This is a genomic window from Janthinobacterium sp. JF4 (genome assembly GCF_059617925.1).
Map to the genome: position 1 here is coordinate 13721 of NZ_JCAQAV010000049.1, position 21917 is coordinate 35637.

19 protein-coding genes are annotated in these 21917 nt (G+C 61.2%); 15 read left to right on the forward strand and 4 right to left on the reverse strand.

Features of this window, described 5'->3' with window-relative positions:
• Positions 1-13: 13 nt before the first annotated feature.
• From ligA to def, 3 genes are read left to right on the forward strand one after another with little or no spacing between them, the layout of a single operon-like run.
• Positions 14-2365 (forward strand): NAD-dependent DNA ligase LigA, encoded by a 2352-nt coding sequence (ligA, locus tag AC54AF_RS24170; protein WP_496638602.1) that lies wholly within the window; start codon positions 14-16, stop codon positions 2363-2365.
• Positions 2366-2389: 24 nt separating this feature from the next.
• On the forward strand, positions 2390-3283 hold the full coding sequence (gene galU / locus AC54AF_RS24175) for a UTP--glucose-1-phosphate uridylyltransferase GalU (RefSeq protein WP_131685985.1): 894 nt from the start codon (positions 2390-2392) through the stop codon (positions 3281-3283).
• Positions 3280-3813: a peptide deformylase gene (gene def / locus AC54AF_RS24180; protein WP_496638603.1), complete on the forward strand. Its 534-nt coding sequence runs from the start codon at positions 3280-3282 to the stop codon at positions 3811-3813. Before galU ends, def begins: the two co-directional genes overlap by 4 nt.
• Before the next feature lie 87 nt (positions 3814-3900).
• Here def and AC54AF_RS24185 read toward each other — a convergent pair whose 3' ends face one another.
• The 4 genes from AC54AF_RS24185 to map all read right to left on the reverse strand — a co-directional run bounded on the left by AC54AF_RS24185 (position 3901) and on the right by map (position 9017).
• Positions 3901-4665, reverse strand: coding sequence for a flagellar brake protein (locus AC54AF_RS24185; RefSeq protein WP_496638604.1), 765 nt, complete (start codon positions 4663-4665; stop codon positions 3901-3903).
• 146 nt (positions 4666-4811) lie between these two features.
• The gene (locus tag AC54AF_RS24190) at positions 4812-5561 is read right to left on the reverse strand and encodes a pseudouridine synthase (protein WP_131685988.1); all 750 of its coding nucleotides are present in this window, start codon (positions 5559-5561) and stop codon (positions 4812-4814) included.
• A 41-nt stretch (positions 5562-5602) separates the two neighbouring features.
• Complete coding sequence (locus AC54AF_RS24195) at positions 5603-8170, reverse strand: [protein-PII] uridylyltransferase (protein ID WP_496638605.1); 2568 nt, start codon at positions 8168-8170, stop codon at positions 5603-5605.
• A 34-nt stretch (positions 8171-8204) separates the two neighbouring features.
• Positions 8205-9017: a type I methionyl aminopeptidase gene (map, locus tag AC54AF_RS24200; protein WP_496638606.1), complete on the reverse strand. Its 813-nt coding sequence runs from the start codon at positions 9015-9017 to the stop codon at positions 8205-8207.
• Between the two features lie 389 nt (positions 9018-9406).
• Between map and rpsB the strand changes: the two genes are divergently transcribed.
• The 12 genes from rpsB to fabZ all read left to right on the forward strand — a co-directional run bounded on the left by rpsB (position 9407) and on the right by fabZ (position 21753).
• Positions 9407-10159 carry a 30S ribosomal protein S2 gene (gene rpsB / locus AC54AF_RS24205; RefSeq protein ID WP_071077760.1) on the forward strand — a complete coding sequence of 251 codons (753 nt, stop codon included), beginning with the start codon at positions 9407-9409 and terminating at the stop codon, positions 10157-10159.
• 158 nt (positions 10160-10317) lie between these two features.
• A complete protein-coding gene (gene tsf / locus AC54AF_RS24210) occupies positions 10318-11229 on the forward strand; it encodes a translation elongation factor Ts (RefSeq protein WP_496638607.1) in 912 nt (303 codons plus the stop codon).
• A 148-nt stretch (positions 11230-11377) separates the two neighbouring features.
• A complete protein-coding gene (gene pyrH, locus AC54AF_RS24215) occupies positions 11378-12094 on the forward strand; it encodes a UMP kinase (protein WP_034752258.1) in 717 nt (238 codons plus the stop codon).
• 176 nt (positions 12095-12270) lie between these two features.
• Positions 12271-12831 (forward strand): ribosome recycling factor, encoded by a 561-nt coding sequence (frr, locus tag AC54AF_RS24220; RefSeq protein WP_034784152.1) that lies wholly within the window; start codon positions 12271-12273, stop codon positions 12829-12831.
• Positions 12832-12930: 99 nt separating this feature from the next.
• On the forward strand, positions 12931-13698 hold the full coding sequence (gene uppS, locus AC54AF_RS24225; RefSeq protein ID WP_131685992.1) for a polyprenyl diphosphate synthase: 768 nt from the start codon (positions 12931-12933) through the stop codon (positions 13696-13698).
• Positions 13698-14531 carry a phosphatidate cytidylyltransferase gene (locus AC54AF_RS24230; protein WP_496638608.1) on the forward strand — a complete coding sequence of 278 codons (834 nt, stop codon included), beginning with the start codon at positions 13698-13700 and terminating at the stop codon, positions 14529-14531. The genes uppS and AC54AF_RS24230 overlap by 1 nt, the downstream gene beginning before the upstream one ends.
• Positions 14532-14539: 8 nt before the next feature.
• Positions 14540-15724 (forward strand): 1-deoxy-D-xylulose-5-phosphate reductoisomerase, encoded by a 1185-nt coding sequence (gene ispC / locus AC54AF_RS24235; protein WP_496638609.1) that lies wholly within the window; start codon positions 14540-14542, stop codon positions 15722-15724.
• Positions 15721-17082: an RIP metalloprotease RseP gene (rseP, locus tag AC54AF_RS24240; RefSeq protein WP_496638610.1), complete on the forward strand. Its 1362-nt coding sequence runs from the start codon at positions 15721-15723 to the stop codon at positions 17080-17082. Before ispC ends, rseP begins: the two co-directional genes overlap by 4 nt.
• An 83-nt stretch (positions 17083-17165) precedes the next feature.
• Positions 17166-19502: an outer membrane protein assembly factor BamA gene (bamA, locus tag AC54AF_RS24245; RefSeq protein ID WP_496638611.1), complete on the forward strand. Its 2337-nt coding sequence runs from the start codon at positions 17166-17168 to the stop codon at positions 19500-19502.
• A 51-nt stretch (positions 19503-19553) separates the two neighbouring features.
• On the forward strand, positions 19554-20072 hold the full coding sequence (locus AC54AF_RS24250) for an OmpH family outer membrane protein (protein ID WP_131685997.1): 519 nt from the start codon (positions 19554-19556) through the stop codon (positions 20070-20072).
• A 149-nt stretch (positions 20073-20221) separates the two neighbouring features.
• The gene (gene lpxD / locus AC54AF_RS24255; RefSeq protein ID WP_496638612.1) at positions 20222-21277 is read left to right on the forward strand and encodes a UDP-3-O-(3-hydroxymyristoyl)glucosamine N-acyltransferase; all 1056 of its coding nucleotides are present in this window, start codon (positions 20222-20224) and stop codon (positions 21275-21277) included.
• On the forward strand, positions 21274-21753 hold the full coding sequence (fabZ, locus tag AC54AF_RS24260) for a 3-hydroxyacyl-ACP dehydratase FabZ (protein ID WP_496638613.1): 480 nt from the start codon (positions 21274-21276) through the stop codon (positions 21751-21753). The genes lpxD and fabZ overlap by 4 nt, the downstream gene beginning before the upstream one ends.
• The last annotated feature ends 164 nt before the right edge of the window (positions 21754-21917 follow it).

A 21917-nucleotide genomic window follows, 5' to 3' on the forward strand; every position in this document is an offset into this window, starting at 1 on the left:
GAATCCCGCAACAATGACCGATCCGATCAACCAGGACGCGACTGCACGCGTCCTGGCACTCACTGCCGAACTCAATCGGCATCTGCACGCCTACCACGTGCTCGACAATCCCACGATTCCCGACGCCGAGTACGACAAGCTGTTTGCCGAACTGCAGGCGCTGGAAGCGGCCCATCCGGAGTTGCGCGCACCCGATTCGCCCACCCTGCGCGTGGGCGCGGCGCCCTTGCCGCAGTTCGAGCAAGTCACGCACACGGTGCCGATGTTGTCGCTGAATAATGGTTTCTCCGATGACGATATCGTCAATTTCGACCGCCGCGTGCGCGAAGGCCTGGACCTTGACACTGCGGAAGTCGACTACGCGGCCGAAGTGAAATTCGACGGCCTGGCCATCAACCTGCGCTATGAAAACGGCCTGTTCGTGCAGGCGGCCACGCGCGGCGACGGCGCCACGGGCGAAGACGTGACGGCGAATATCCGCACCATTTCCGGCATCCCTTTGCGCCTGCATGGCGACAGGATTCCTGTCGTGCTCGACGTGCGCGGCGAAGTGATGATGTTCAAGGCCGATTTTGCCCGCCTGAACGAACGCCAGCGCGAAGCGGGGCAGAAGGAATTCGCCAACCCACGCAATGCGGCCGCCGGCAGCCTGCGCCAGCTCGATTCGCGCATCACGGCGCAGCGCAAGCTGCGTTTCTATGCCTACGGTATCGGCGCCCTCGATGGCGCCGCCATGCCGGTGTCGCATTCGGCCTTGCTGGACTGGTACGAGACCCTGGGCATCCCCGTGTCGAAGGAACGCCAGGTGGTGCAGGGCGCCCGGGGCTTGCTGGCATACTACGCCGATATCGGCGCGCGCCGCCCCGCCTTGCCGTATGAAATTGATGGCGTCGTCTACAAGGTGAACGCGACGCAAGACCAGCAGGAGCTGGGTTTTGTGTCGCGCGCGCCGCGTTTTGCGCTGGCGCACAAATTTCCCGCCGAAGAAGCGCTGACGCAGGTGCTGGGTATCGATATCCAGGTCGGCCGCACGGGCGCCATGACGCCCGTGGCGCGCCTGGCGCCCGTCTCCGTGGGCGGCGTGACGGTGACCAACGCCACCTTGCACAATGAGGATGAAGTACTGCGCAAGGATGTGCGCGTGGGCGATACCGTCGTCGTGCGCCGCGCCGGCGACGTGATTCCCGAAGTGCTGTCCGTGGTGCTGGACCGGCGGCCGGAACCGGCGCCGCCGCCGTTCAAGATGCTGGAGCGCTGTCCCGTCTGCGATTCCCACGTGGTGCGCGAAGAGGGTGAGGCGATTGCCCGCTGCTCGGGCGGCCTTTTCTGCTCGGCGCAGCGCAAGGAAGCGTTCCGCCATTTTGCGGGCCGCCGCATGATGGATATCGAAGGCCTGGGGGAACGTTATATCGATACCCTGGTCGAACTCGAATATGTGCATGGCTTGGCCGACCTGTACGGCCTGACCCTGGAAAAATTGCTGGAAATGAAGCTGCGTGCCGACGAGCGCGACGGTTCGACGCCAGAAACAGTGCAACAAGGCAAGATTCCCACCAAGTGGGCGGAAAACTTGCTGACCGGCATCGAGGCGAGCAAGCGCCCGCCGCTCGAACGTTTCCTGTTCGCGCTGGGCATCCGCCATGTGGGAGAGTCGACGGCGAAGACCCTGGCCGAGTGGCTGGGCAGCCTGGCGTACGTGCGCAAAGCGCCAGCGGCTTTGCTGCGCGTGCTGCCCGACATCGGCGGCACCGTGGCCGAGTCGATTGCCGATTTCTTTGCCGAGGAAAAGAACCAGCAGGCGCTGCAGGCATTGCTGGATGCTGGCGTCACGCCGCTAGGCGAACACGCGCCCAGCGCCAAGCTGCGCCTGCAACTGGAGCAAACCACGCTGCTGGCGGCCATCGGCATCCCGAAGCTGACGGAACCGCGCGCCAAGCAGTTGGTGGAGCGGGGCGTGACCCTGGCCAGCCTGGCCGCCCAGGGCGCCAGCTTCCACGCCGGCTTGCCGGCCGCCGTGGCCGAAGCGCTGGCGCAATGGCTGGCCGATGAGGGCAATCTCAAGCTGCTTGCTCAACTGGACGCCTTGCGAAATGAATTACTGTCACAATTGCCTGAAATGCCAGCCGCTGGCGGCAAGCTGGACGGCAAGACTTTCGTCCTGACGGGCACCTTGCCCAACATGAGCCGCGACGAGGCCGCGGAGCTGATCGAGGCGGCCTGCGGCAAGGTCAGCGGTTCCGTGTCGAAGAAAACCGCTTATGTCGTGGCCGGTTCGGACGCCGGCAGCAAGCTGGCCAAGGCCCAGGAATTGGGCGTTGCCATCCTCGACGAGGCCGGTTTGCTGGCCTTGCTCGCGCAAGACTAATCATTAAAATATTACAGAAGACCTATGAAAAAAATCAGAAAAGCAGTCTTTCCCGTCGCCGGCCTGGGCAGCCGTTTCTTGCCAGCGACCAAGGCGCAACCGAAGGAAATGCTGCCCATCGTCGACAAGCCGCTGATCCAGTACGCGGTGGAAGAAGCCGTAGCGGCGGGCATCACGGAAATGATCTTCATCACGGGGCGCAACAAGCGCGCCATCGAAGACCATTTTGATACGGCTTACGAGCTCGAGTCGGAACTGGAAGCAGCCGGCAAGCGCCAGTTGCTCGAGATGGTGCAAAACGTCATTCCCAAGCACATCAACTGCATCTACATCCGCCAGTCGGCGCCGCTGGGCCTGGGGCACGCCGTGCTGTGCGCCCGTCCCGTGATCGGCGACGAACCGTTTGCAGTGCTGCTGGCCGACGACTTCATGGATGTGGAGGAGGGCGTGCGCCCCGTGCTGGCACAGATGACTGATGTCTTCCAGTACGAGAATTGCTCGCTGCTGGCGGTGCAGGATGTGCCGCGCGCGGAAACCAAGCAGTACGGTATCGTGTCGGCAAAGAATTATCAGCCCGACCTGGAGCTGGTTTCGGCCATCGTGGAAAAGCCGGCGCCGGAAGAGGCGCCATCGACCCTGGCCGTGGTCGGCCGTTATGTGCTGACCAGCCGCATCTTTAACCACCTGGCAAATATCGGCGCGGGTGCCGGCGGCGAAATCCAGTTGACGGACGGCATCGCCGCCCTGATGCGCGAAGAGCGCGTGCTGGCTTACCGCTACCAGGGCCAGCGTTATGATTGCGGCTCCAAGCTTGGTTACCTGAAGGCAACGACAGCGATGGGCATGAAGCATCCTGAAACGGGCGCGGCCTTCCGCGCTTATCTGCAAGAACTGCAATCGGCACTGGATGCAAAATGACGGTACGTGAAATCCTCAAGATGGGCGATCCGCGCCTGCTGCGCATGGCCGAGCCCGTACGTGAATTCGATACGCCCGAATTGCATGCCTTGATCGCCGACATGTTCGACACCATGCATGCCGCCAATGGCGCGGGGCTGGCGGCGCCACAGATCGGCGTCAACCTGCAAGTGGTGATCTATGGCTTCAAGCAGAATTTGCGCTATCCCGATGCGCCGCAAGTGCCGGAAACCGTGCTGATCAACCCAGTGCTGACGCCTTTGTCGGAACGCAAGGAAGAGGGTTTCGAAGGCTGCTTGTCCGTGCCCGGCCTGCGCGGCAGCGTGCCGCGCTGGAGCGAGCTGCACTACGAAGGCGTGGACCAGTTCGGCCAGCCCATCAGCCGCGACTGCGACGGCTTCCATGCTCGCGTGGTGCAGCATGAAGTCGACCATTTGCACGGCATTTTGTATCCGATGCGTATCGTCGACTTCACACAATTCGGCTATACGGAAGTCATGTTCCCGGATATCGACCCAAACGACGACTAGGCGCCGGATACCAGTCGATGATAAAGCAATGGCCGCGCAGCATGAGCTGGGCGGCCATTTCTTATGCCTGAAGCAAACCTGGCGAACTTAGCGCACCTTGCGGCTGCTGCCCAGGTTATCCAGCAGCATCTTCAATTCATCCTGCATGGCATCCGTCAGGTTCAGGAAGCGGCAGCCGATCTGCACTTGCTCGCCCAGCAGGAAGGAGCGGAAGGTGCGCGACAGGCGGATTTCCAGGTCGGCGATCATGACCTTGTTTGGCCCCAGCTCCAGGCGCACGCGCGACAGCTTGCGCCCCACGTACAGGCCGACCGTATCGCGCGGATGGGCGCGCATGCCGATGCCGCCGGCCGAGAAATCATACAGTTGCAATTCATATGGACGACCCTCGAGCACGAAGGCGGCCAGGTAGTACACGCCCAGCGGTGTTTCCAGGCGCGTCGATTCGCGCCGTTCCAGCACCAGGCAATGGCTGGGGAAGTTCGTCAGGTAGACGTTCGGTCGTTCGGGGTACGCCTGCCATTCGCCATTGATGGTAAATTGCAGCTTGGCGCTTTGCACCCATGACACAAACGTGGCGCCACCAGGCGGCAGGGTCGCGCCTTCATTGAGTTCCAGCACGAATTGCGGCAAGTCGTCGTCGACGGACAAAATGCGCGCCATGATGACGTCTTCGCCGCCCGTCGGGTAGATGGAGATGGCGTCGCCATTGTCAGCCAGGCTGCACAGGGTTTCGCCGATATCCCACGGATCGCTCATATGGTGCGGCTTGGTGCCGGGGGCCATCGGCTCGGCCACGTCAGCCAGGCTGGGCGCGCCTTTGCGCAGGGGATTGGGGATGGGATCGTTCACGACAGCGTATCTCTTTTGTTCTGATGGGGAATAGTGTATAGGTTTAAAGCAATATTTACTAAGTAAATCACAATAATTGTTTTTATATCACTATGTTCCTGTTGTAGTCTGGCATGCCGCCTTGACGTCGCCGCCTGAGAGTATGTTTAAAACTGCTCGTCCGCGCTCAGATAGCGCCATTGGCCCGTCGGCAAGTCGCCCAGCTTGACCTTGCCGATGCGCACGCGTTTGAGTCCCAGCACTTTCAGGCCGACGGCTTCGCACATGCGGCGTATCTGGCGTTTCTTGCCTTCGCGCAGGGTAAAGCTCAGCTGGTCTTCGTTCTGCCAGCGCACCTTGGCCGGCAGCAGCGGCTTGCCGTCGAGCCACAGGCCGTGGTTGAGCTTTTTCAGCTCGCTGTCGGGCAGCGTGCCGCCCTTGCTGTAGCTCACGCGCACCAGGTATTCCTTGTCGATATCGGTATCGTGGCCGATCAGCTGCTTGGCCACGCGGCCGTCCTGCGTCAGGACCAGCAAGCCGACGGAATCGATGTCCAGGCGGCCGGCCGCCACCAGGCTGCGCAGCTGCGTGGGGTGGAACTGTTCCGGGCTGCGGTCTTCCGCCCAGCGGTTTTCCGCCTTGATCAGGGCCACGGCTGGCGTGTAGCCGTCTTCGGCCTGGCCGCTGACATAGCCGACCGGTTTGTTGATCAGCACGGTGACCCGCTTCGATTGCTCGGCCGCCGCCTGGCGTTCCACGGTGACTTTCTGGCTGGGGTAGACCTTGCTGCCCAGCTCGGATACCACCTTGCCGTCCACACGGACCCAGCCGCGCGCGATCCACTCATCGGCTTCGCGGCGGGAGGACAGGCCCAGTTCGGACATGCGTTTGGACAAGCGTAATAATTCTTCGGTCATGTTGTTTCAGTTTCAGTAAGGGTAGGCGCTGCGCGGAAAGTCTAGACTTTCAACGCATCGAGTAAATCGGTTTCCAGCAATATCTGGTTGCGGGCATTGTTGAGCGCGGGACCGTCGACGAGGAAGACGTCTTCGACCCGCTCGCCCAGGGTCATGATCTTGGCCGTGTGCAAGTTGATGCGGTACTTGGTCAGCACGTTGGCGATCGCATACAGCAAGCCCGTGCGGTCGTTGGCCGCCACCGACAGCAAATAGTATTGGCCCTTTTCATCGGGCCGCAAATCCACGGTCGGCTGGAAGGGGAAGGTGCGCGACAGGCGCGACAGCCGTCCCTTGCCCGGCGGCGGCAGCGGCGTTTGCGACTGCAGCAGCTCGCCCAGTTCATGCTCGATCAGGCTGATGATGTCGCGGTAGCTCTTGGCGAAGTTCTGCTCGGTGACGAGGAAGGTGTCGAGCGCATAGCCATTTTTCGTCGTGTGGATCTTCGCGTCGAGGATGCTGAAATTCTTGCGGTCGAAATAGCTGCAGATGCGCGCGAACAGGTCGGGCTGGTCGGGAACGTACACGGCTACCTGCAAGCCTTCGCCGATGGGTGCCAGCCGGCATTTTACCACCGGCAACTTGCTGTCGAGCTTGTCATACAGCGAGCGCGTCTGCCAGGCGATGTCGGAGGCGTCGTGGCGCAGGAAGTACGCCACGTCCAGCTGCTGCCACAGTTTCAGATGGGCATCCGGCGGCAAGCCGTACAGGCGCAGCGTGGCCAGTGCTTCCTGCTGGCGGTTTTTCAGCTCGCGGTCGGCCGTGTGCGGCTCGCCGCCCAGCACGCGCAGGGTGATCTTGTACAGGTCTTCCAGCAGCTTGCCCTTCCAGGCGTTCCACACTTTCGGACTGGTGCCGCGGATGTCGGCCACCGTCAGCAGGTACAAACCCGTCAGGTGGCGCTCGTCCTTGACCACTTTCGCAAAGGCGGCAATGACGTCGGGATCGGACAGATCCTGCTTTTGCGCCACTTGCGACATGGTCAGGTGATTTTCCACCAGGAATGCCACCAGTTCCGTGTCTTCGTCCGACAGGCCGTGCTCCTGGCAGAACTGGGTGGCGTCGGCCACGCCCAGCTTGGAATGGTCGCCGCCGCGGCCCTTGGCGATGTCGTGGAACAGGGCCGCCACGTATAGCAGCCACGACTGCGAGAAATCGGCCATCAGCTGGCTGCAGAACGGATATTCGTGTGCGTGTTCGCTCATCGTGAAGCGGCGCATGTTGCGCACCACCATCAAAATGTGCTGGTCGACCGTGTACACGTGGAACAGGTCATGCTGCATCTGGCCCACGATGCGGCGGAAATTCGGCAGGTAGCGCCCCAGGATGCTCATTTCGTTCATGCGCCGCAGCGCATGGATGATGCCCACCGGGGCTTGCATGATGCGCAGGAAGAGGGCGCGGTTGACGGGATCCTGGCGGAAGGCGGCGTCGATCTTGAAGCGCGCGTGCCACAGGGCCCGCGTGGCGCGCGACGTCATGCCCTTCAGGGCCGGGCGCTCCGTCATCAGGACGAAGATTTCCAGCATGGCCGACGGGTATTGCTCGAACGTGTCGTCGGCGCTGATGTCGATCAGGCTGTTGACTTCATTGAAGCGCTCGTTGATGGGCACGGCCACGTCGTCTTGCGGGAACAATCGCGCTTCGATGTTTTGCAGCAAGATCGTGTTGAGCTGGGTCACCGTCTTGGCGGCCCAGTAGTAGCGCTGCATGAGGAATTCGCTGGCGCGGCGCATGTGCGGCCCGCTGCCCGTCGCTTGCAAGCCCAGCGATTCGGCGATCGCCGTCTGCACGTCGAACACGAGGCGGTCTTCGCGCCGTCCCGCATGCAGGTGCAGGCGCACGCGGATATCCTTGAAGGCGCGCTCCTTTTCCATCAGCTGGCGCGCTTCCGTCAGGGTGATCAGGCCGCCCGTGGCCAGGGTGCGCCACGAGTTCGCCAGGCCGGCCGCCTTGGCGACCCACAGGATCACCTGCAAGTCGCGCAAGCCGCCCGGGCTCTCCTTGCAATTCGGTTCCAGGCTGAAGGCCGTGTCTTCGTATTTGGCGTGTCTCTGGCGCATTTCCGCTGTTTTTGCCTGGAAAAACGCCTGCGGGTCCATGGCCGCGTCATAGCGCTGCTGCAATTGCGCGAACAGGTCCGCGTTGCCGCACACGAGACGCGCTTCGAGCAAGCTCGTTTGCACGGTGATGTCGGCCTTCGATTCGACCATGCATTCCTCGACCGTGCGGATGCTGTGGCCGATTTCCAGGCCCAGGTCCCACAGCAGCTGCACCAGTTCCTCGAGTTTTTCCTGTGTGGCCGCGTCCGGCGCCTGCTGCAGCAGGATCAGCAGGTCGACGTCGGAATACGGAAACAGTTCGCCGCGGCCATAGCCGCCCACGCCCACCAGGGCGGTGCCTGGCGGCAAGCCCGCTTCCTGCCAGGCGCGCGCCAGCACGCCGTCGACGCTGTGGCGCAGGCTGCGCAGCAGTTTTTCAGGCTTGCCGTCGGCCTGGAAGGCCGCAATGACGACCTGGCGGTCGGCTTTCAGTTGCTGTTTCAGCTGTTCCCGAACTTGCTTTTTCATCTGGGCCCTGGGTGGCGGTGCGTGGGATGGAGAATCAGGATTTGTTCAGGATCGAGGCCGGTGGCGGCGGCATGCCGGGGGAGACGGTCAGCACTTCATAGCCCGTTTCCGTGACCAGCACCGTGTGTTCCCATTGCGCCGACAGGCTGCGGTCCTTGGTTTTGATGGTCCAGCCATCGTTCATTTCGCGGATTTCGCGGCGGCCCGAGTTGATCATCGGTTCGACGGTGAAAATCATGCCCGCTTCCAGGCGCTCCAGGGTGCCAGGTTTGCCGTAATGCAGCACTTGTGGTTCTTCATGGAAGACCTTGCCGATGCCGTGGCCGCAGAATTCGCGCACCACGCTGTAACCGGCCTTTTCCGCGTGCTGCTGGATGGCGTGGCCGATATCGCCCAGGTGGGCGCCCGGCTTGATCTGGGCGATGCCCAGCCACATGCATTCATAGGTGATTTCCGACAGGCGCTTGGCCAGGATGGTCGGCGTGCCGACGAGGAACATGCGGCTGTTGTCGCCGTGGTAGCCATCCTTGATGACGGTGATGTCGAGGTTGACGGAGTCGCCGCTCTTGAGAACCTTGTCACCGGGAATGCCGTGGCAGATGACGTCGTTGACGGAGGTGCAGATGGCTTTCGGATACGGCGTGTAGCCGGGCGGGCAGTAGTTCAACGGGGCAGGGATGGTGCCTTGCACGTTGACCATGTATTCGTGGCACAGGCGGTCCAGTTCGCCGGTCGTGACGCCGACCTTGACGAAGGGGGTGATGTAGTCGAGTACTTCGGCGCCGAGCTTGCCGGCAACGCGCATGCCTTCGATGTCGGCGGCACTATTGATACGGATGGTGGACATGGTGTAATTCGCAATCTGCAAGAATTCAGGTGAGAAGCACAGACGTTTCCTGTTACATGGGGAAAAAGTCTGCAAATATGCCGAAATTATAAACGAGGCGCCCCGCATCCGCCGCCTCCATCCTATGGCAGGCAGGCGATTTTTGCGGGAAAGCCCATGGACGGCAAGCGTTGCACCAGTGTGGTGCGACGCTTGCCGTCACTGCGCGCCCGATTTGCGCCGTGGACTTGATGGAATGGGCATTTCGGTGTAGAATCCCGGGTTGCTTGAATTCTCTTTTGAGCAATGCAATAAATAGTGTCTTTAATTTATATAAACACGCGAATCCGGTCGACAAGGGTGCCTGTATGGTGACTGATCGGATTCCAGACCCAACCCTGGAGTTAATAATGTCCGTAACAATGCGCGAAATGCTGGAAGCCGGTGTCCACTTTGGTCACCAAACCCGTTTTTGGAATCCAAAAATGGCACCGTTCATCTTCGGCCATCGCAACAAGATCCACATCATCAACCTGGAAAAAACCATGGCGATGTACCAGGACGCAATGAAGCACGTGCGTCAACTGGCTGCAAACCGTGGCACCATCCTGATGGTTGGCACCAAGCGTCAAGCTCGCGAAATCATCGCTGCTGAAGCACAACGCGCCGGCGTGCCTTTCGTTGATCAACGTTGGTTGGGCGGCATGCTGACCAACTTCAAAACGATCAAAACCTCGATCAAGCGTCTGAAAGACATGGAAGTCATGGTGGAAGACGGTTCGATCGAGAAGCTGTCGAAAAAAGAAGCGCTGATGTTCTCCCGCGAAATGATCAAGCTGCAAAAATCGATCGGCGGCATCAAGGACATGGGCGGCATTCCTGACGCAATCTTCGTTGTGGACGTCGGCTACCACAAAGGTGCGATCACCGAAGCAGCCAAACTGGGTATCCCGGTCATCGGCGTTGTCGATACCAACCACTCCCCAGAAGGCGTGAACTTCGTGATCCCAGGTAACGATGACTCCTCGAAAGCCATCATGTTGTACGCTCGCGGTGTTGCTGATGCAATCATCGAAGGCCGTGCAGCTGCCGGTAACGAAGTTGTTGAAATGGTTAAAGCAGCCGCTGGCGACGAATTCGTCGAAGTGAACGAACAGGCTTAATGGCCACGCTATCGCAAGATAGCCGTTTGTAAGCACAGCAGTAAGGGAAAAGGGGTGGCAGCAGCTCCCCCTTTTTTTTAACAAAAAAACGATAGTGACCGCTGGCGAGGCATGCATGCCCGGCCGCGACTGTCGACTCACCGAATCAGGAGAAACACATGGCAGCGATTACAGCAGCGATGGTAGGCGAATTGCGCGGCAAGACCGACGCACCAATGATGGAATGCAAAAAAGCACTGACCGAAGCCGATGGCGACATGGCGCGTGCGGAAGAGATCCTGCGCGTCAAACTGGGCGGCAAGGCATCGAAAGCATCGGCACGCATCACCGCTGAAGGCGTTGTGGCAACCTACATCGCCAATGGCATAGGCGCTCTGGTCGAAGTGAACTCGGAAACCGACTTCGTTGCGAAAAACGACGATTTCCTGGCACTGGCCAACAATGCTGCCCGTCTGGTAGCAGAACATAACCCGGCTGACGTAGCTGCCCTGCTGGCCCTGCCACTCGATGGCAAGACCCTGGAAGAAGTACGCGCTGCCCTGATCGGCAAAATCGGCGAAAACATGACCATCCGCCGCTTCCAGCGTTTCGAAACCAGCAACAAGCTGGCGTCGTACCTGCACGGTTCGCGCATTGGCGTGATCGTCGAATTCGACGGCGCCGATGAGCAAGTTGGCAAAGACGTGGCCATGCACATCGCTGCCATGAAGCCAGTGTCGCTGTCGTCGAACGAAGTTCCTGCGGAACTGATCGAAAAAGAGCGTTCGGTTGCACAACTGAAAGCCGAAGAAGACGCAGCCAAAGCGGCCGCCGAAGGCAAGCCAGCGCAATCGCCGGAAATCCTGGCCAAGCGCCTGGAAGGTTCCGTACAGAAGTTCCTGAAAGAAGTTTCCCTGCTGAACCAAGCTTTCGTGAAAAACGACAAGCTGTCGGTTGAGCAAATGCTGAAGGCGGCTAACACCAGCGTCAAAGGTTTCGCCATGTACGTAGTGGGCGAGGGCATCGAGAAGAAGCAAGACGACTTCGCAGCAGAAGTCGCAGCACAGATGGCTGCCTCCCAGGGAGCGTAAGTAAAGCGGGCCGAGAGGCCCGTTTTTTTGGCCCGCCCGCACCTGTCGTGCCGGGCGGCGGCATGGGCAGCTTCCTCGCGCCTATCCGGCGCTGCAAGGCGCTGCGCCATGTCATACTCGAATAACCTCATTTATGGAGCCCCAGCTCATGTCAAAACCAGCCTACAAGCGCGTCCTCCTCAAGTTGTCCGGCGAAGCCCTGATGGGGGATGATCCCTACGGCATCAACCGCGCCACGATCGAGCGCATGGTGGCCGATGTGGCCGAGGTGGCGAAGTTGGGTGTGGAACTGGCAATCGTGATTGGCGGCGGCAATATCTTCCGCGGCGTCGCGCCTGGCGCGCAAGGCATGGACCGTGCCACCGCCGACTACATGGGCATGCTCGCCACGGTGATGAACGCCCTGGCCCTGGCCGATGCCATGCGCCACGTCGGCATTACCGCGCGCGTCATGTCGGCCATCGGCATCGAACAAGTTGTCGAGCCGTACGTCCGCCCGAAAGCCCTGCAATACCTGGAAGAAGGTAAAGTGGTCGTCTTCGCCGCCGGCACCGGCAATCCGTTCTTCACCACCGACACGGCAGCCGCCCTGCGCGGTTCCGAGATCAGCGCCGAGATCGTCCTGAAGGCCACCAAGGTCGACGGCGTCTACACGGCCGATCCGAAGAAGGATCCGAACGCCACCCTGTTCCACACGATTACGTTCGACGACGCCATCGCCAAGCACTTGCAGGTGATGGATGCCACCGCATTCGCCCTGTGCCGCGACCAGAAACTGCCAATTAAAGTGTTTTCGATCACCAAGCCAGGCGCGCTGATGCGCGTCATCATGGGCGAAGATGAAGGCACCCTGGTGCACGTATAAGGGAAGCGGAGCGCCGAGAAGCCGCCCATGGCTGCGTTGCAGCGCCTCGCCGTACATTAAGTACTGTCTTCGGCGCTGCGCCTTGCCCTGAACGGTTTTCGGCACTCCCGGCTGCGGTACCATTCAACCCGCAAGCGCAATAGAATATTCATTATTATCAAGACAAGGAGTAGGTAATGTCCTTAGCTGACGTTAAAAAGAACACCCAGGAACGCATGACGAAGTCGCTGGAAACACTGCGGGCCGATCTGGCCAAAGTGCGTACCGGCCGCGCCCATACGGGTATCCTGGACCACGTGATGGTCGATTACTACGGTTCGCCGACGGCGCTGACCCAGGTCGCCAACGTGACCCTGATCGATGCGCGCACCATCGGTGTGCAGCCGTATGAAAAGAAGATGGCCAATACCATCGAAAAAGCCATCCGCGACGCCGACCTGGGCCTGAACCCGTCGGCGCAGGGCGACCTGATCCGCGTGCCGACGCCGCCGCTGACGGAAGAGCGCCGCAAGGAAATGGTCAAGCTGGTCAAGAGCGAGGCGGAAGACGCGAAGATTGCCGTGCGTAACATTCGCCGCGATGCGAACGAGTCGCTGAAGAAGCTGGTCAAGGAAAAAGCCTGCTCCGAGGACGACGAGCGCCGCTCGTCGGAAGAAGTGCAGAAGCTGACGGACAAGTTTATTGCCGACATCGACAAGATGGTCGTCGACAAAGAAAAAGAAGTGCTGACGGTCTAGTCTTCAGTCCTTTTGACGCTGCCCGGAAAAGCATGGCTTTTCCGGGCAGTGCTATTTGGCGCATAATAGCTATCTTTTATTTTTGGTATTCGTGTTTTCATGATCTATTCGAGTTCGACAACGGCAGTACCTGAGGTGGGTGCGGTGCCGCGCCATGTGGCAATCATTATGGATGGCAATGGCCGCTGGGCAACCAAGCGCTTCCTGCCCCGCGTGGCTGGCCACGTCAAGGGCGCCGACGCCGTGCGCGGCATCGTCGAGACTTGCCTCGAACGCGGCGTCGAGTACCTGACCCTGTTTGCCTTCAGTTCGGAAAACTGGCGCCGCCCGGAAGAAGAGGTGTCGATGCTGATGCGCCTGTTCGTTACCATGCTGGAACGCGAAGTGGTCAAGATGCATGCCAACGATATCCGCCTGAAGGTGGTGGGCGACCTGTCGCGCTTCAATGAGCAGTTGCAGACCCTGATCGCCAATGCGGAGCGCAAGACGGCGAACAACACGCGCCTGACGGTGTCCATCTGCGCCAACTACGGCGGCCGCTGGGACATCATGCAGGCAGTCAACAAAATGACGGCCGAGGCAGCAGTCGCTGGCCAGAGCGCCGCGCACGCTTACACGGAAGAGCAACTGGCGCCGCACCTGGCCATGGCCTACGCGCCCGAGCCCGACCTGTTCATCCGCACGGGCGGCGAGCAGCGCATTTCCAATTTCCTCCTGTGGCAACTGGCGTACACTGAGTTGTTTTTCACCGAAACTTTCTGGCCCGACTTCAATGCCGAGTGCCTCGACGCGGCAATCGCGTCTTACCAGCAGCGCGAACGGCGCTTTGGCCGCACCAGCGCGCAATTAACTGAAAAGACAAACTGATGCTGAAAACACGGATTATCACCGCCCTGGTCTTGTTGGCGGTCTTGCTGCCGGTTCTGTATCTGAATTATTTCCCCGCCTTCGCCGTGATCGCCACGGCGTTCTTTGGCGCCGCCGTCTGGGAAAGCTTCCGCATTTTCAAAAATCGCCAGGCGCTCCTGATTGCCGCCGTCTGGACCGCCGCCTTCGCGTATACGTTTTTTGTCGGTAACGGCATGGCGCAGCTCAATTTCTGGTTCGCCCTGTGCGTGGCCATCTGGCTGATCCGCTTCGTGCCCTCGCTGGCGACGGGCTTGCCGCCCACCGAAGGCCTGGGCAACACCCTGCTCAGCCTGGTGTACCCGGTGACCATCGTCGGCTGCTTCGTCGCCATCATCGCCCTGTTCCTGCATAGCCCCCTGTACCTGCTGTCCGTCATGGCCCTCGTGTGGATCGCCGATATCGGCGCCTATTTCTCGGGCAAGGCTTTCGGCAAGCGCAAGCTGGCGCCAAGCATTTCCCCGGGTAAATCCTGGGAGGGCGCCATCGGCGGCGGCATCGCCGTGCTCGTCATTGCCGCCATCACCATCGTGGCCGCGCCATCGCTGCCGGTCCTGCAAGACACCTTCGCCGTGCAGCTGCAATTGCGCCGCGGCTGGGTGGTGGCCTTGCTGGTGCTGCTGCTGATCGTCGCCGCCAGCATCGTCGGCGACCTGTTCGAATCCCAATTGAAGCGCCGCGCCGGCATCAAGGACAGCAGCAAGCTGTTGCCTGGCCATGGCGGCGTACTCGACCGTATCGATGCGTTGATCCCGGTCCTGCCATTTGCCGCCCTCGTGGCCAGCTGGCTTTAAGGAAACTCATGCAATACATCACCATCCTTGGCGCGACCGGCTCGATCGGCGTGTCCACCCTGGACGTGCTCGCGCGTCATCCGGAGCAATACAGCGTGTATGCGCTGAGCGCGCGCAGCCGCGTGGCCGAACTGGCCGCCCAGTGCCTGCAATTCCGTCCCCAGCGCGCCGTCGTCGGCACGGCCGATGCCGCCCTTGAACTGACGCGCCTGTTGCGCGGGCAGGGCGTCGAGACGCAAGTCGAATACGGCGTGGAGGCCCTGTGCGCCATCGCCAGCGCGCCGCAAGTGACGGGCGTGATGGCGGCCATCGTCGGCGCGGCCGGCCTGGCGCCCACCCTGGCGGCGGCGCGTGCTGGCAAGAAAGTATTGCTGGCCAATAAAGAGGCGCTGGTCATGTCCGGCCAGCTGTTCATCGATGCCGTGCATGATAACGGCGCCGTGCTGCTGCCGATCGACAGCGAACACAACGCCATCTTCCAATGCATGCCGCACGCCCATGGCCGGGCGCCGGGCGCTGCAGGCGTGGCGAAAATCGTGCTGACGGCGTCGGGCGGCCCCTTCCTCACGCGCGCCGTCGAGACGCTCGACGCGGTCACGCCGGACCAGGCGTGCAAGCATCCGACCTGGGCCATGGGGCGCAAGATTTCCGTCGATTCGGCCACCATGATGAACAAGGGCCTGGAAGTGATCGAGGCGCACTGGCTGTTCGGCGCGCCTGCCGACCAGATCGAGGTGCTGATCCACCCGCAAAGCGTGATCCATTCGATGGTGTCGTATGTCGACGGTTCCGTGCTGGCCCAGCTGGGCAATCCGGACATGCGCACGCCGATTGCGCATGCGCTGGCGTATCCGCAGCGCATCGCTTCCGGCGTGGCCCAGCTGGATCTGGCGCAAGTGGCTACCCTGCAGTTTGAACGTCCCGACTTCCGCCGTTTCCCTTGTCTGGCGCTGGCCTTCGACGCCTTGCGCGCGGGCGGCACGGCGCCGGCCCTGCTGAACGCGGCCAATGAAGTGGCCGTGCAAGCCTTCCTCGACGAGCAGATCGGCTTCCGCCAGATCGACCGCGTCATCGCCCACGTGATCGAGACGGTGCCGCACGGCGCCGCGTCCAGCATCGAGGCCGTGATGGAGCAGGATCGCCTGGCCAGACTGGCCGCGCAAGCATACATCGCCCACAGGCTGGCAGCATGACCTTGATCACCACCTTGCTGGCGTTTATCGTTGCCCTCGGTTCACTGATTACCCTGCACGAACTGGGCCACTACCTGGTGGCGCGCTGGTGCGGCGTGAAAGTGCTGCGTTTCTCGATCGGCATGGGAAAAGTGGTGTATTCGCGCAAGTTTGGCAAGGACCAGACGGAATGGGCGATTTCCGCGCTGCCGCTGGGCGGCTATGTCAGCATGCTCGACAGCCGCGCGCAAGACCTCAGCGACTTGCCGGAAAGCGAATTGCGCCGCGAATTCACGCGCCAGAGCGTGTGGCGCCGCATCGCCATCGTGGCCGCCGGCCCGTTGGCCAATTTCCTCGTCGCCATCGTGCTGTACGCGGGCCTGTTCATGCACGGCATCGAAGAGCCGTCGAGCAAGCTTGGCCCCGTGGCCGAGCAGACAGCCGCGCATGCGGCAGGCTTGCGCAGCGGCGATACGGTTGAAACGGTGAATGGCAAGGCCGTGGCCAGCTGGTCCGAGCTGCGCTGGGAGCTGATCCAGGCCACCCTCGACAAGCAGCCGGCCCGCATCGAAGTGCGCCGGCCTGACCGCGGCCAGCAGGAGGCGACCTTGCCGACGGCCAGCTTGACGGAAACGGATCTGGAAGGCGATGTGCTGGGCAAGCTGGGCCTGACCCTGGCCCGTTCCGCGCCCACCCTGATGGAAATCAGGCCCGGTGGCGCCGCCGCGCGCGCCGGCCTGCAGAAAAACGACCAGATCCTGGCCATCGACGAGCAGCCCGTGCACGACGTGGCGGCCGTCATCGCCACCCTGAACCAGGCGCCGGGCCGGACCTTGCAATTGCAACTCTTGCGCCAGGGCCAGGACTTGACCCTGTCCATTACGCCGGACGCCGTGCCGGGCGCCGGGGCCGAGGGAGCTGTAACAGTTGGTAAGATACAGGCAAAGCTGGGGCAGGTGCCGGATATGATCACCGTGGCATCCGGACCGTTCGCCGCCGTGGGCAAGGCGTCCGCCAAGGTCTGGGATACCAGTGTCATGAGCCTGAAAATGCTGGGCAAGATGATTACCGGCCAGGTCTCGCTGAAGAATGTGACGGGGCCCATTACCATCGCCGATTACGCGGGCCAGACGGCGCGCATCGGCCTGGTAAGCTACCTGAGCTTCATTGCCTTCATCAGTATCAGTCTGGGCGTGATGAATTTGCTACCCATTCCTGTTCTGGATGGCGGGCATTTGCTGTATTATTCGCTGGAAGTTTTGACCGGACGCCCCTTGCCGGAGCGCGTAGGCGAGATTGCCCAGCGCCTGGGGATCGGTTTGTTGCTGACCTTGATGGTGCTTGCCGTCTTTAATGACGTGTTGCGATTGCTGAATTAGGGCGGTGGTTGATGCCATTGCGTGAGTCGCACAAGCAATCTTTTGTGTATGTTGTCCATTGATTTACCCATTGAATAACCCCAATGAAATTACATTCTGCTCGTTTTGCCTTGCCTTCCTTTCGCCGCAGCCTGATCGGCGCCGCCGTCATGGCCTTCTGTTCCGGCCACGCGCTGGCCGTCCAGCCATTTACTGTCAAGGACATCCGGGTCGAAGGGATCCAGCGTACCGAAGCGGGCACCGTCTTTGCCTACCTGCCGGTGCGGGTCGGCGAGACGTTCTCCGACGAGAAGAGTATCGCCGCCATCAAGGCGCTGTATGCGACGGGCATGTTCAAGGATGTGCGCCTGGAAGCCGATGGCGACGTGCTGGTGGTGCTGGTCGAGGAACGTCCGGCCATCGCCACCGTGGAATTCACGGGCACCAAGGAATTTGAAAAGGATGTGCTGGTCAAGGCATTGAAGGAAATCGGCGTCGGCGAAGCCAAGATTTTCGACAAGGCATCCGTCGACCGCGCGGAACAGGAACTCAAGCGCCAGTACCTGTCGCATGGCCTGTACGGCGTGAAGATCACCACCACCGTCACGCCGATCGAGCGCAACCGCGTCAACGTGGTGTTCGCCGTCGACGAGGGCGACGTGGCCCGCATCAAGCAGATCAACATCGTCGGCAACAAGGCCTTCACCGACAAGGAACTGCGCGAGCAGCTGGCCCTGAACACGGGCGGCTGGTTCAGCTGGTACACCAAGGCCGACCAATATTCGAAGACCAAGCTGACGGGCGACATCGAGTCGCTCAAGTCCTACTACCTGGACCGCGGCTATATCGAGATGCAGGTCGACTCGACGCAAGTGTCGATCACGCCCGATAAAAAAGACATTTACCTGACGATCAATATCACCGAAGGCGAGAAGTACAAGATCGCCGGCACCAAGTTCGAAGGCGAGATGTTTGGCCGCGAAGAAGAGCTGAAAGCGCTGAACCTGATGCGCGAAGGCGAAATCTATTCGGGCGCGCGCCTGACGGCGACGAACAAGCGCATCCAGGACCGCCTGGCCACGTTCGGCTATGCCTTTGCCAACGTCAACGCGAATCCGGAAATCAACCGCGAAAAGCATGAAGTGGGCTTTACCTTCTTCATCGATCCGGGCAAGCGCGTGTACGTGCGCCACATGAACATCGCCGGCAACACCACCACGCGCGATGAAGTCATCCGCCGCGAATTCCGCCAGTTCGAATCGTCCTGGTACGACAGCAACAAGATCAAGCTGTCGCGCGACCGTGTCGACCGTCTCGGCTACTTCAAGGACGTGACCATCGACACGCCGGAAGCGCAGGGCACGACCGACCAGGTCGACGTCAACGTGACGGTGGTGGAAAAACCAACCGGTAACTTCCTGATCGGCGGCGCTTTCTCGCAATCGGAAAAATTCACCCTGTCGGCGTCGATTTCGCAGGCCAACTTTGCCGGTAGCGGCAACACGGTCGGCATCGAACTCAATACCAGCCACTACAGCCGCACGATCGCGTTTTCGCAAACCAATCCGTACTATACGGACGATGGTATTTCGCGCAGCTTTGAAGTCTACCTGCGTACGACGGAACCGCCAGCGCTGAACATCGGCAGCTACAAGATCAAGCAGACCGGTGGCCGCGTCAGTTTCGGCGTGCCGTTCTCGGAAGTCGACACTGTCTTCTTCGGTATCGGCGCCGAGCGTTCGCGCATCGAGACCGACATCACCAGCCCGATCCGCTTCAAGCAGTACGTGGTTGACAATGGCGGCCCGTCCGACGGTATCGGTTCGGCTACGACCAATTCCATCCCGCTGACGGCGGCGTGGCAGCGCGACAGCCGCGACAGCGCCCTGACGCCATCGATCGGCCGCTACCAGCGCGTCAACCTGGAGGCTGACCTGATCGGCGACCAGAAATACTTCCGCGCCATTTATGAGCACCAGTATTTCCGTCCGCTGTTCAGCAAGGTGACCCTGGCGCTGAAGGGCGAGTTCGATTATGGCCACGGCATCGGCAAGCACGTGTATCCGGTCTTCAAGAACTTCTACGGCGGCGGTATCGGTTCGGTGCGCGGCTACCTGAGTTCCTCGCTGGGCGCGGTCGAACCGAGCACCAACGATGCCTTGGGCGGCGCGTCGCGCCTGATCGGTAACGCGGAACTGCAGATGCCGTTCCCCGGTTCGGGCAATGACCGCAGCTTGCGCTGGTTCGGTTTCCTTGACGGCGGCCAGGTCTACCAGGAAGGCGAAAAAATGCGTCTTTCGCAATTGCGCTATTCTGCTGGCTTGGGCATCAGCTGGATTTCACCGGTGGGCCCGCTCAAGCTGAGCTACGCCAAGCCGCTGAACGCCAAGCCGACGGACCGCCTGGAGCGCTTCCAGTTCCAGATGGGCACCGGTTTCTGACCGGCCATCTGAACCGGGACGACAGCTTTTACCTTTTGACCATGGAGTATCATGAACACCGCATCCGCTACCCTGCCCAAGACCCTTGCCGTGATCGCATTGTGCTGGAGTTCGCTGTTGCCGGTGCAGGCGCAGGCTCAGGAGTCGAAGATCGCCTGGATCAGCAGCGAACGTATTTATAACGAATCGAGGCTGGCCAAGCTGGCCAGCGCCAAGCTGGCCGAAGAGTTCCGCTCGCGAGAAAAAGCCGTGCAGGAACTGGCGGCCCGCTTCAAGGTCGCCAATGAAGCGCTGGAAAAGGACATGCCGACCCTGAGCGAGACGGAGCGCGCCAAGCGCCAGCGCGAGTTTTTCGAGCTGGACAAGGAATTGCAGCGCCGCCAGCGCGAGTTCCGCGAAGACCTGAGCCAGCGCACGAACGAAGAGCGCAGCGCCATCGCGGAAAAAGCCAACACCATCATCCAGCAGATGGCGCATATCGAAGGATATGACATCGTGCTGCAGGAAGCCCTGTGGGCCAGCCCGCGCATCGACATTACCGACAAGGTCTTGAAGGCGCTGGACAAGTAATTGTAATAGTTTTACGCCTGACAGTGCCGTAGCGAGCGGATGTGCGTTGTGGTTGAGAAGCTGAGCGGTGCTAAAGCACAGCGAGCATCGGAGACCGCACATCGCGTCGCGCAGTAGGCATAGTCAGGCGTTTTTATAAGGGTATATCGATGGGCACTCGACTAGGAGACTTGGTCGAACGCTTCGGCGGGCAATTGGCGGGCGATCCGAATCTGGAAGTTGCAGGCATCGCACCGCTGGCCGACGCCGGCGCTTCGCACATCAGCTTTCTCAGCAATAGCAAATTCCGCGCACAGGCGGCCCAGAGCGGCGCCGCCGCGCTGATCCTCACGCCGGCCGACGACGCGCTGATCGGCGACGACTACGCCGGCGCGCGCATCGTCACCCCGAATCCCTATGTGTATTTCGCGCGCGCAGCGCAGTATTTCGCCGCCCTGCACGAGATCAAGGCGCCGGTCGGCATCCATCCTGGCGCCTATGTCGACGCCAGCGCGCAGGTGGACGCCAGCGCCTGCGTCGGCGTGCACGCGGTGATTGAAGCGGGTGCCGTGATCGGTGCCGGCTGCGTCATCGGTCCCGGCTGCGTGGTGGGACGCGACGCCGTCATCGGCGCCGGCACCCAGCTGTTCGCCAACGTGACGTTCCACGCGCGCTGCGTGATCGGCCAGCGCGGCATCATCCACTCGGGCGCCGTGATCGGCACCGACGGATTCGGCTTCGCCAACGAAGGCGGCGTGTATATCAAGATTCCGCAGACGGGCAGGGTGGTGATCGGTGACGATGTCGATATCGGCGCCAACACCACCATCGACCGTGGCGCACTGGCCGACACCATCATCGAAGATGGCGTCAAGCTCGATAACCAGATCCAGATCGGCCACAACTGCCACATCGGCGCGCATACGGCCATGGCCGGCTGCGTCGGCGTGGCCGGCAGCGCCATCATCGGCAAGTACTGCACCTTTGGCGGCGCCGCCATGGTGCTGGGCCACCTGACCATCGCCGACCGCGTCCACGTGGGCTCGGGCAGCATGGTCTCGCGCTCGATTCTCGAAGCGGGCCAGTACACGGGCTTCTATCCGCTGGCCAAGAATGCTGACTGGGAAAAGAGCGCCGCCATCGTGCGCAACCTGTCAAGCATGCGCGAGAAGATCCGCACGCTTGAAAAAACAATTAAAACACTGACCACGCAAGACGAAAAATGACTACTGAAAAAAAGACCCTCGACATCCTCGCCATCAAATCGCTGCTGCCGCACCGCTATCCGCTGCTGCTGGTTGACCGCGTGCTGGACTGGGAAGCGAACAAGACCATCACCGCCATCAAGAACGTGACGGTCAACGAAGAGTTCTTCCAGGGCCATTTCCCGCACAAGCCGGTGATGCCCGGCGTGCTGATGATCGAAGCGCTGGCGCAGACGGCGGCTCTGCTGTCGTTCCTGACGATGGGCGTGAAACCGGATGAAAATTCGGTGGTGTACCTTGTCGGCATCGACAATACGCGCTTCAAGCGTCCCGTCGAACCGGGCGACCAATTGAAGATGGACGTGGAAATCCTGCGCGTGTCGCGCGGCCTCTGGAAATACAAGGCAGTCGGCTCGGTCGACGGCACGGTGGCGCTGGAAACGGAAATCATGTGCACTATCCGCAGCGCGCAGGATGCGAGCCAGCCAGCGGGGTAGTAATATGGCGGTCATTCACTCTACGCCAGTGTTTGATCCGAAAGCTGAGTTCAACAGCTTGGTCCAGGTGGGGCCGTACACCAGCATCTGTCCGCTGGCCAAGAACGCCGACTGGGAAAAGAGCGCCGCCATCGTGCGCAACCTGTCAAGCATGCGCGAGAAGA

Coding starts and splice junctions, on each gene's coding strand:
- lpxD (WP_496638612.1), top strand. CDS start 20,222: ATGGGCACTCGACTAGGAGACTTGGTCGAACGCTTCGGCGGGCAATTG.
- AC54AF_RS24230 (WP_496638608.1), top strand. CDS start 13,698: ATGCTGAAAACACGGATTATCACCGCCCTGGTCTTGTTGGCGGTCTTG.
- ispC (WP_496638609.1), top strand. CDS start 14,540: ATGCAATACATCACCATCCTTGGCGCGACCGGCTCGATCGGCGTGTCC.
- map (WP_496638606.1), bottom strand. CDS start 9,017: ATGTCCACCATCCGTATCAATAGTGCCGCCGACATCGAAGGCATGCGC.
- AC54AF_RS24250 (WP_131685997.1), top strand. CDS start 19,554: ATGAACACCGCATCCGCTACCCTGCCCAAGACCCTTGCCGTGATCGCA.
- AC54AF_RS24195 (WP_496638605.1), bottom strand. CDS start 8,170: ATGAAAAAGCAAGTTCGGGAACAGCTGAAACAGCAACTGAAAGCCGAC.
- tsf (WP_496638607.1), top strand. CDS start 10,318: ATGGCAGCGATTACAGCAGCGATGGTAGGCGAATTGCGCGGCAAGACC.
- fabZ (WP_496638613.1), top strand. CDS start 21,274: ATGACTACTGAAAAAAAGACCCTCGACATCCTCGCCATCAAATCGCTG.
- pyrH (WP_034752258.1), top strand. CDS start 11,378: ATGTCAAAACCAGCCTACAAGCGCGTCCTCCTCAAGTTGTCCGGCGAA.
- rseP (WP_496638610.1), top strand. CDS start 15,721: ATGACCTTGATCACCACCTTGCTGGCGTTTATCGTTGCCCTCGGTTCA.
- galU (WP_131685985.1), top strand. CDS start 2,390: ATGAAAAAAATCAGAAAAGCAGTCTTTCCCGTCGCCGGCCTGGGCAGC.
- uppS (WP_131685992.1), top strand. CDS start 12,931: ATGATCTATTCGAGTTCGACAACGGCAGTACCTGAGGTGGGTGCGGTG.
- def (WP_496638603.1), top strand. CDS start 3,280: ATGACGGTACGTGAAATCCTCAAGATGGGCGATCCGCGCCTGCTGCGC.
- ligA (WP_496638602.1), top strand. CDS start 14: ATGACCGATCCGATCAACCAGGACGCGACTGCACGCGTCCTGGCACTC.
- bamA (WP_496638611.1), top strand. CDS start 17,166: ATGAAATTACATTCTGCTCGTTTTGCCTTGCCTTCCTTTCGCCGCAGC.
- AC54AF_RS24190 (WP_131685988.1), bottom strand. CDS start 5,561: ATGACCGAAGAATTATTACGCTTGTCCAAACGCATGTCCGAACTGGGC.
- frr (WP_034784152.1), top strand. CDS start 12,271: ATGTCCTTAGCTGACGTTAAAAAGAACACCCAGGAACGCATGACGAAG.
- rpsB (WP_071077760.1), top strand. CDS start 9,407: ATGTCCGTAACAATGCGCGAAATGCTGGAAGCCGGTGTCCACTTTGGT.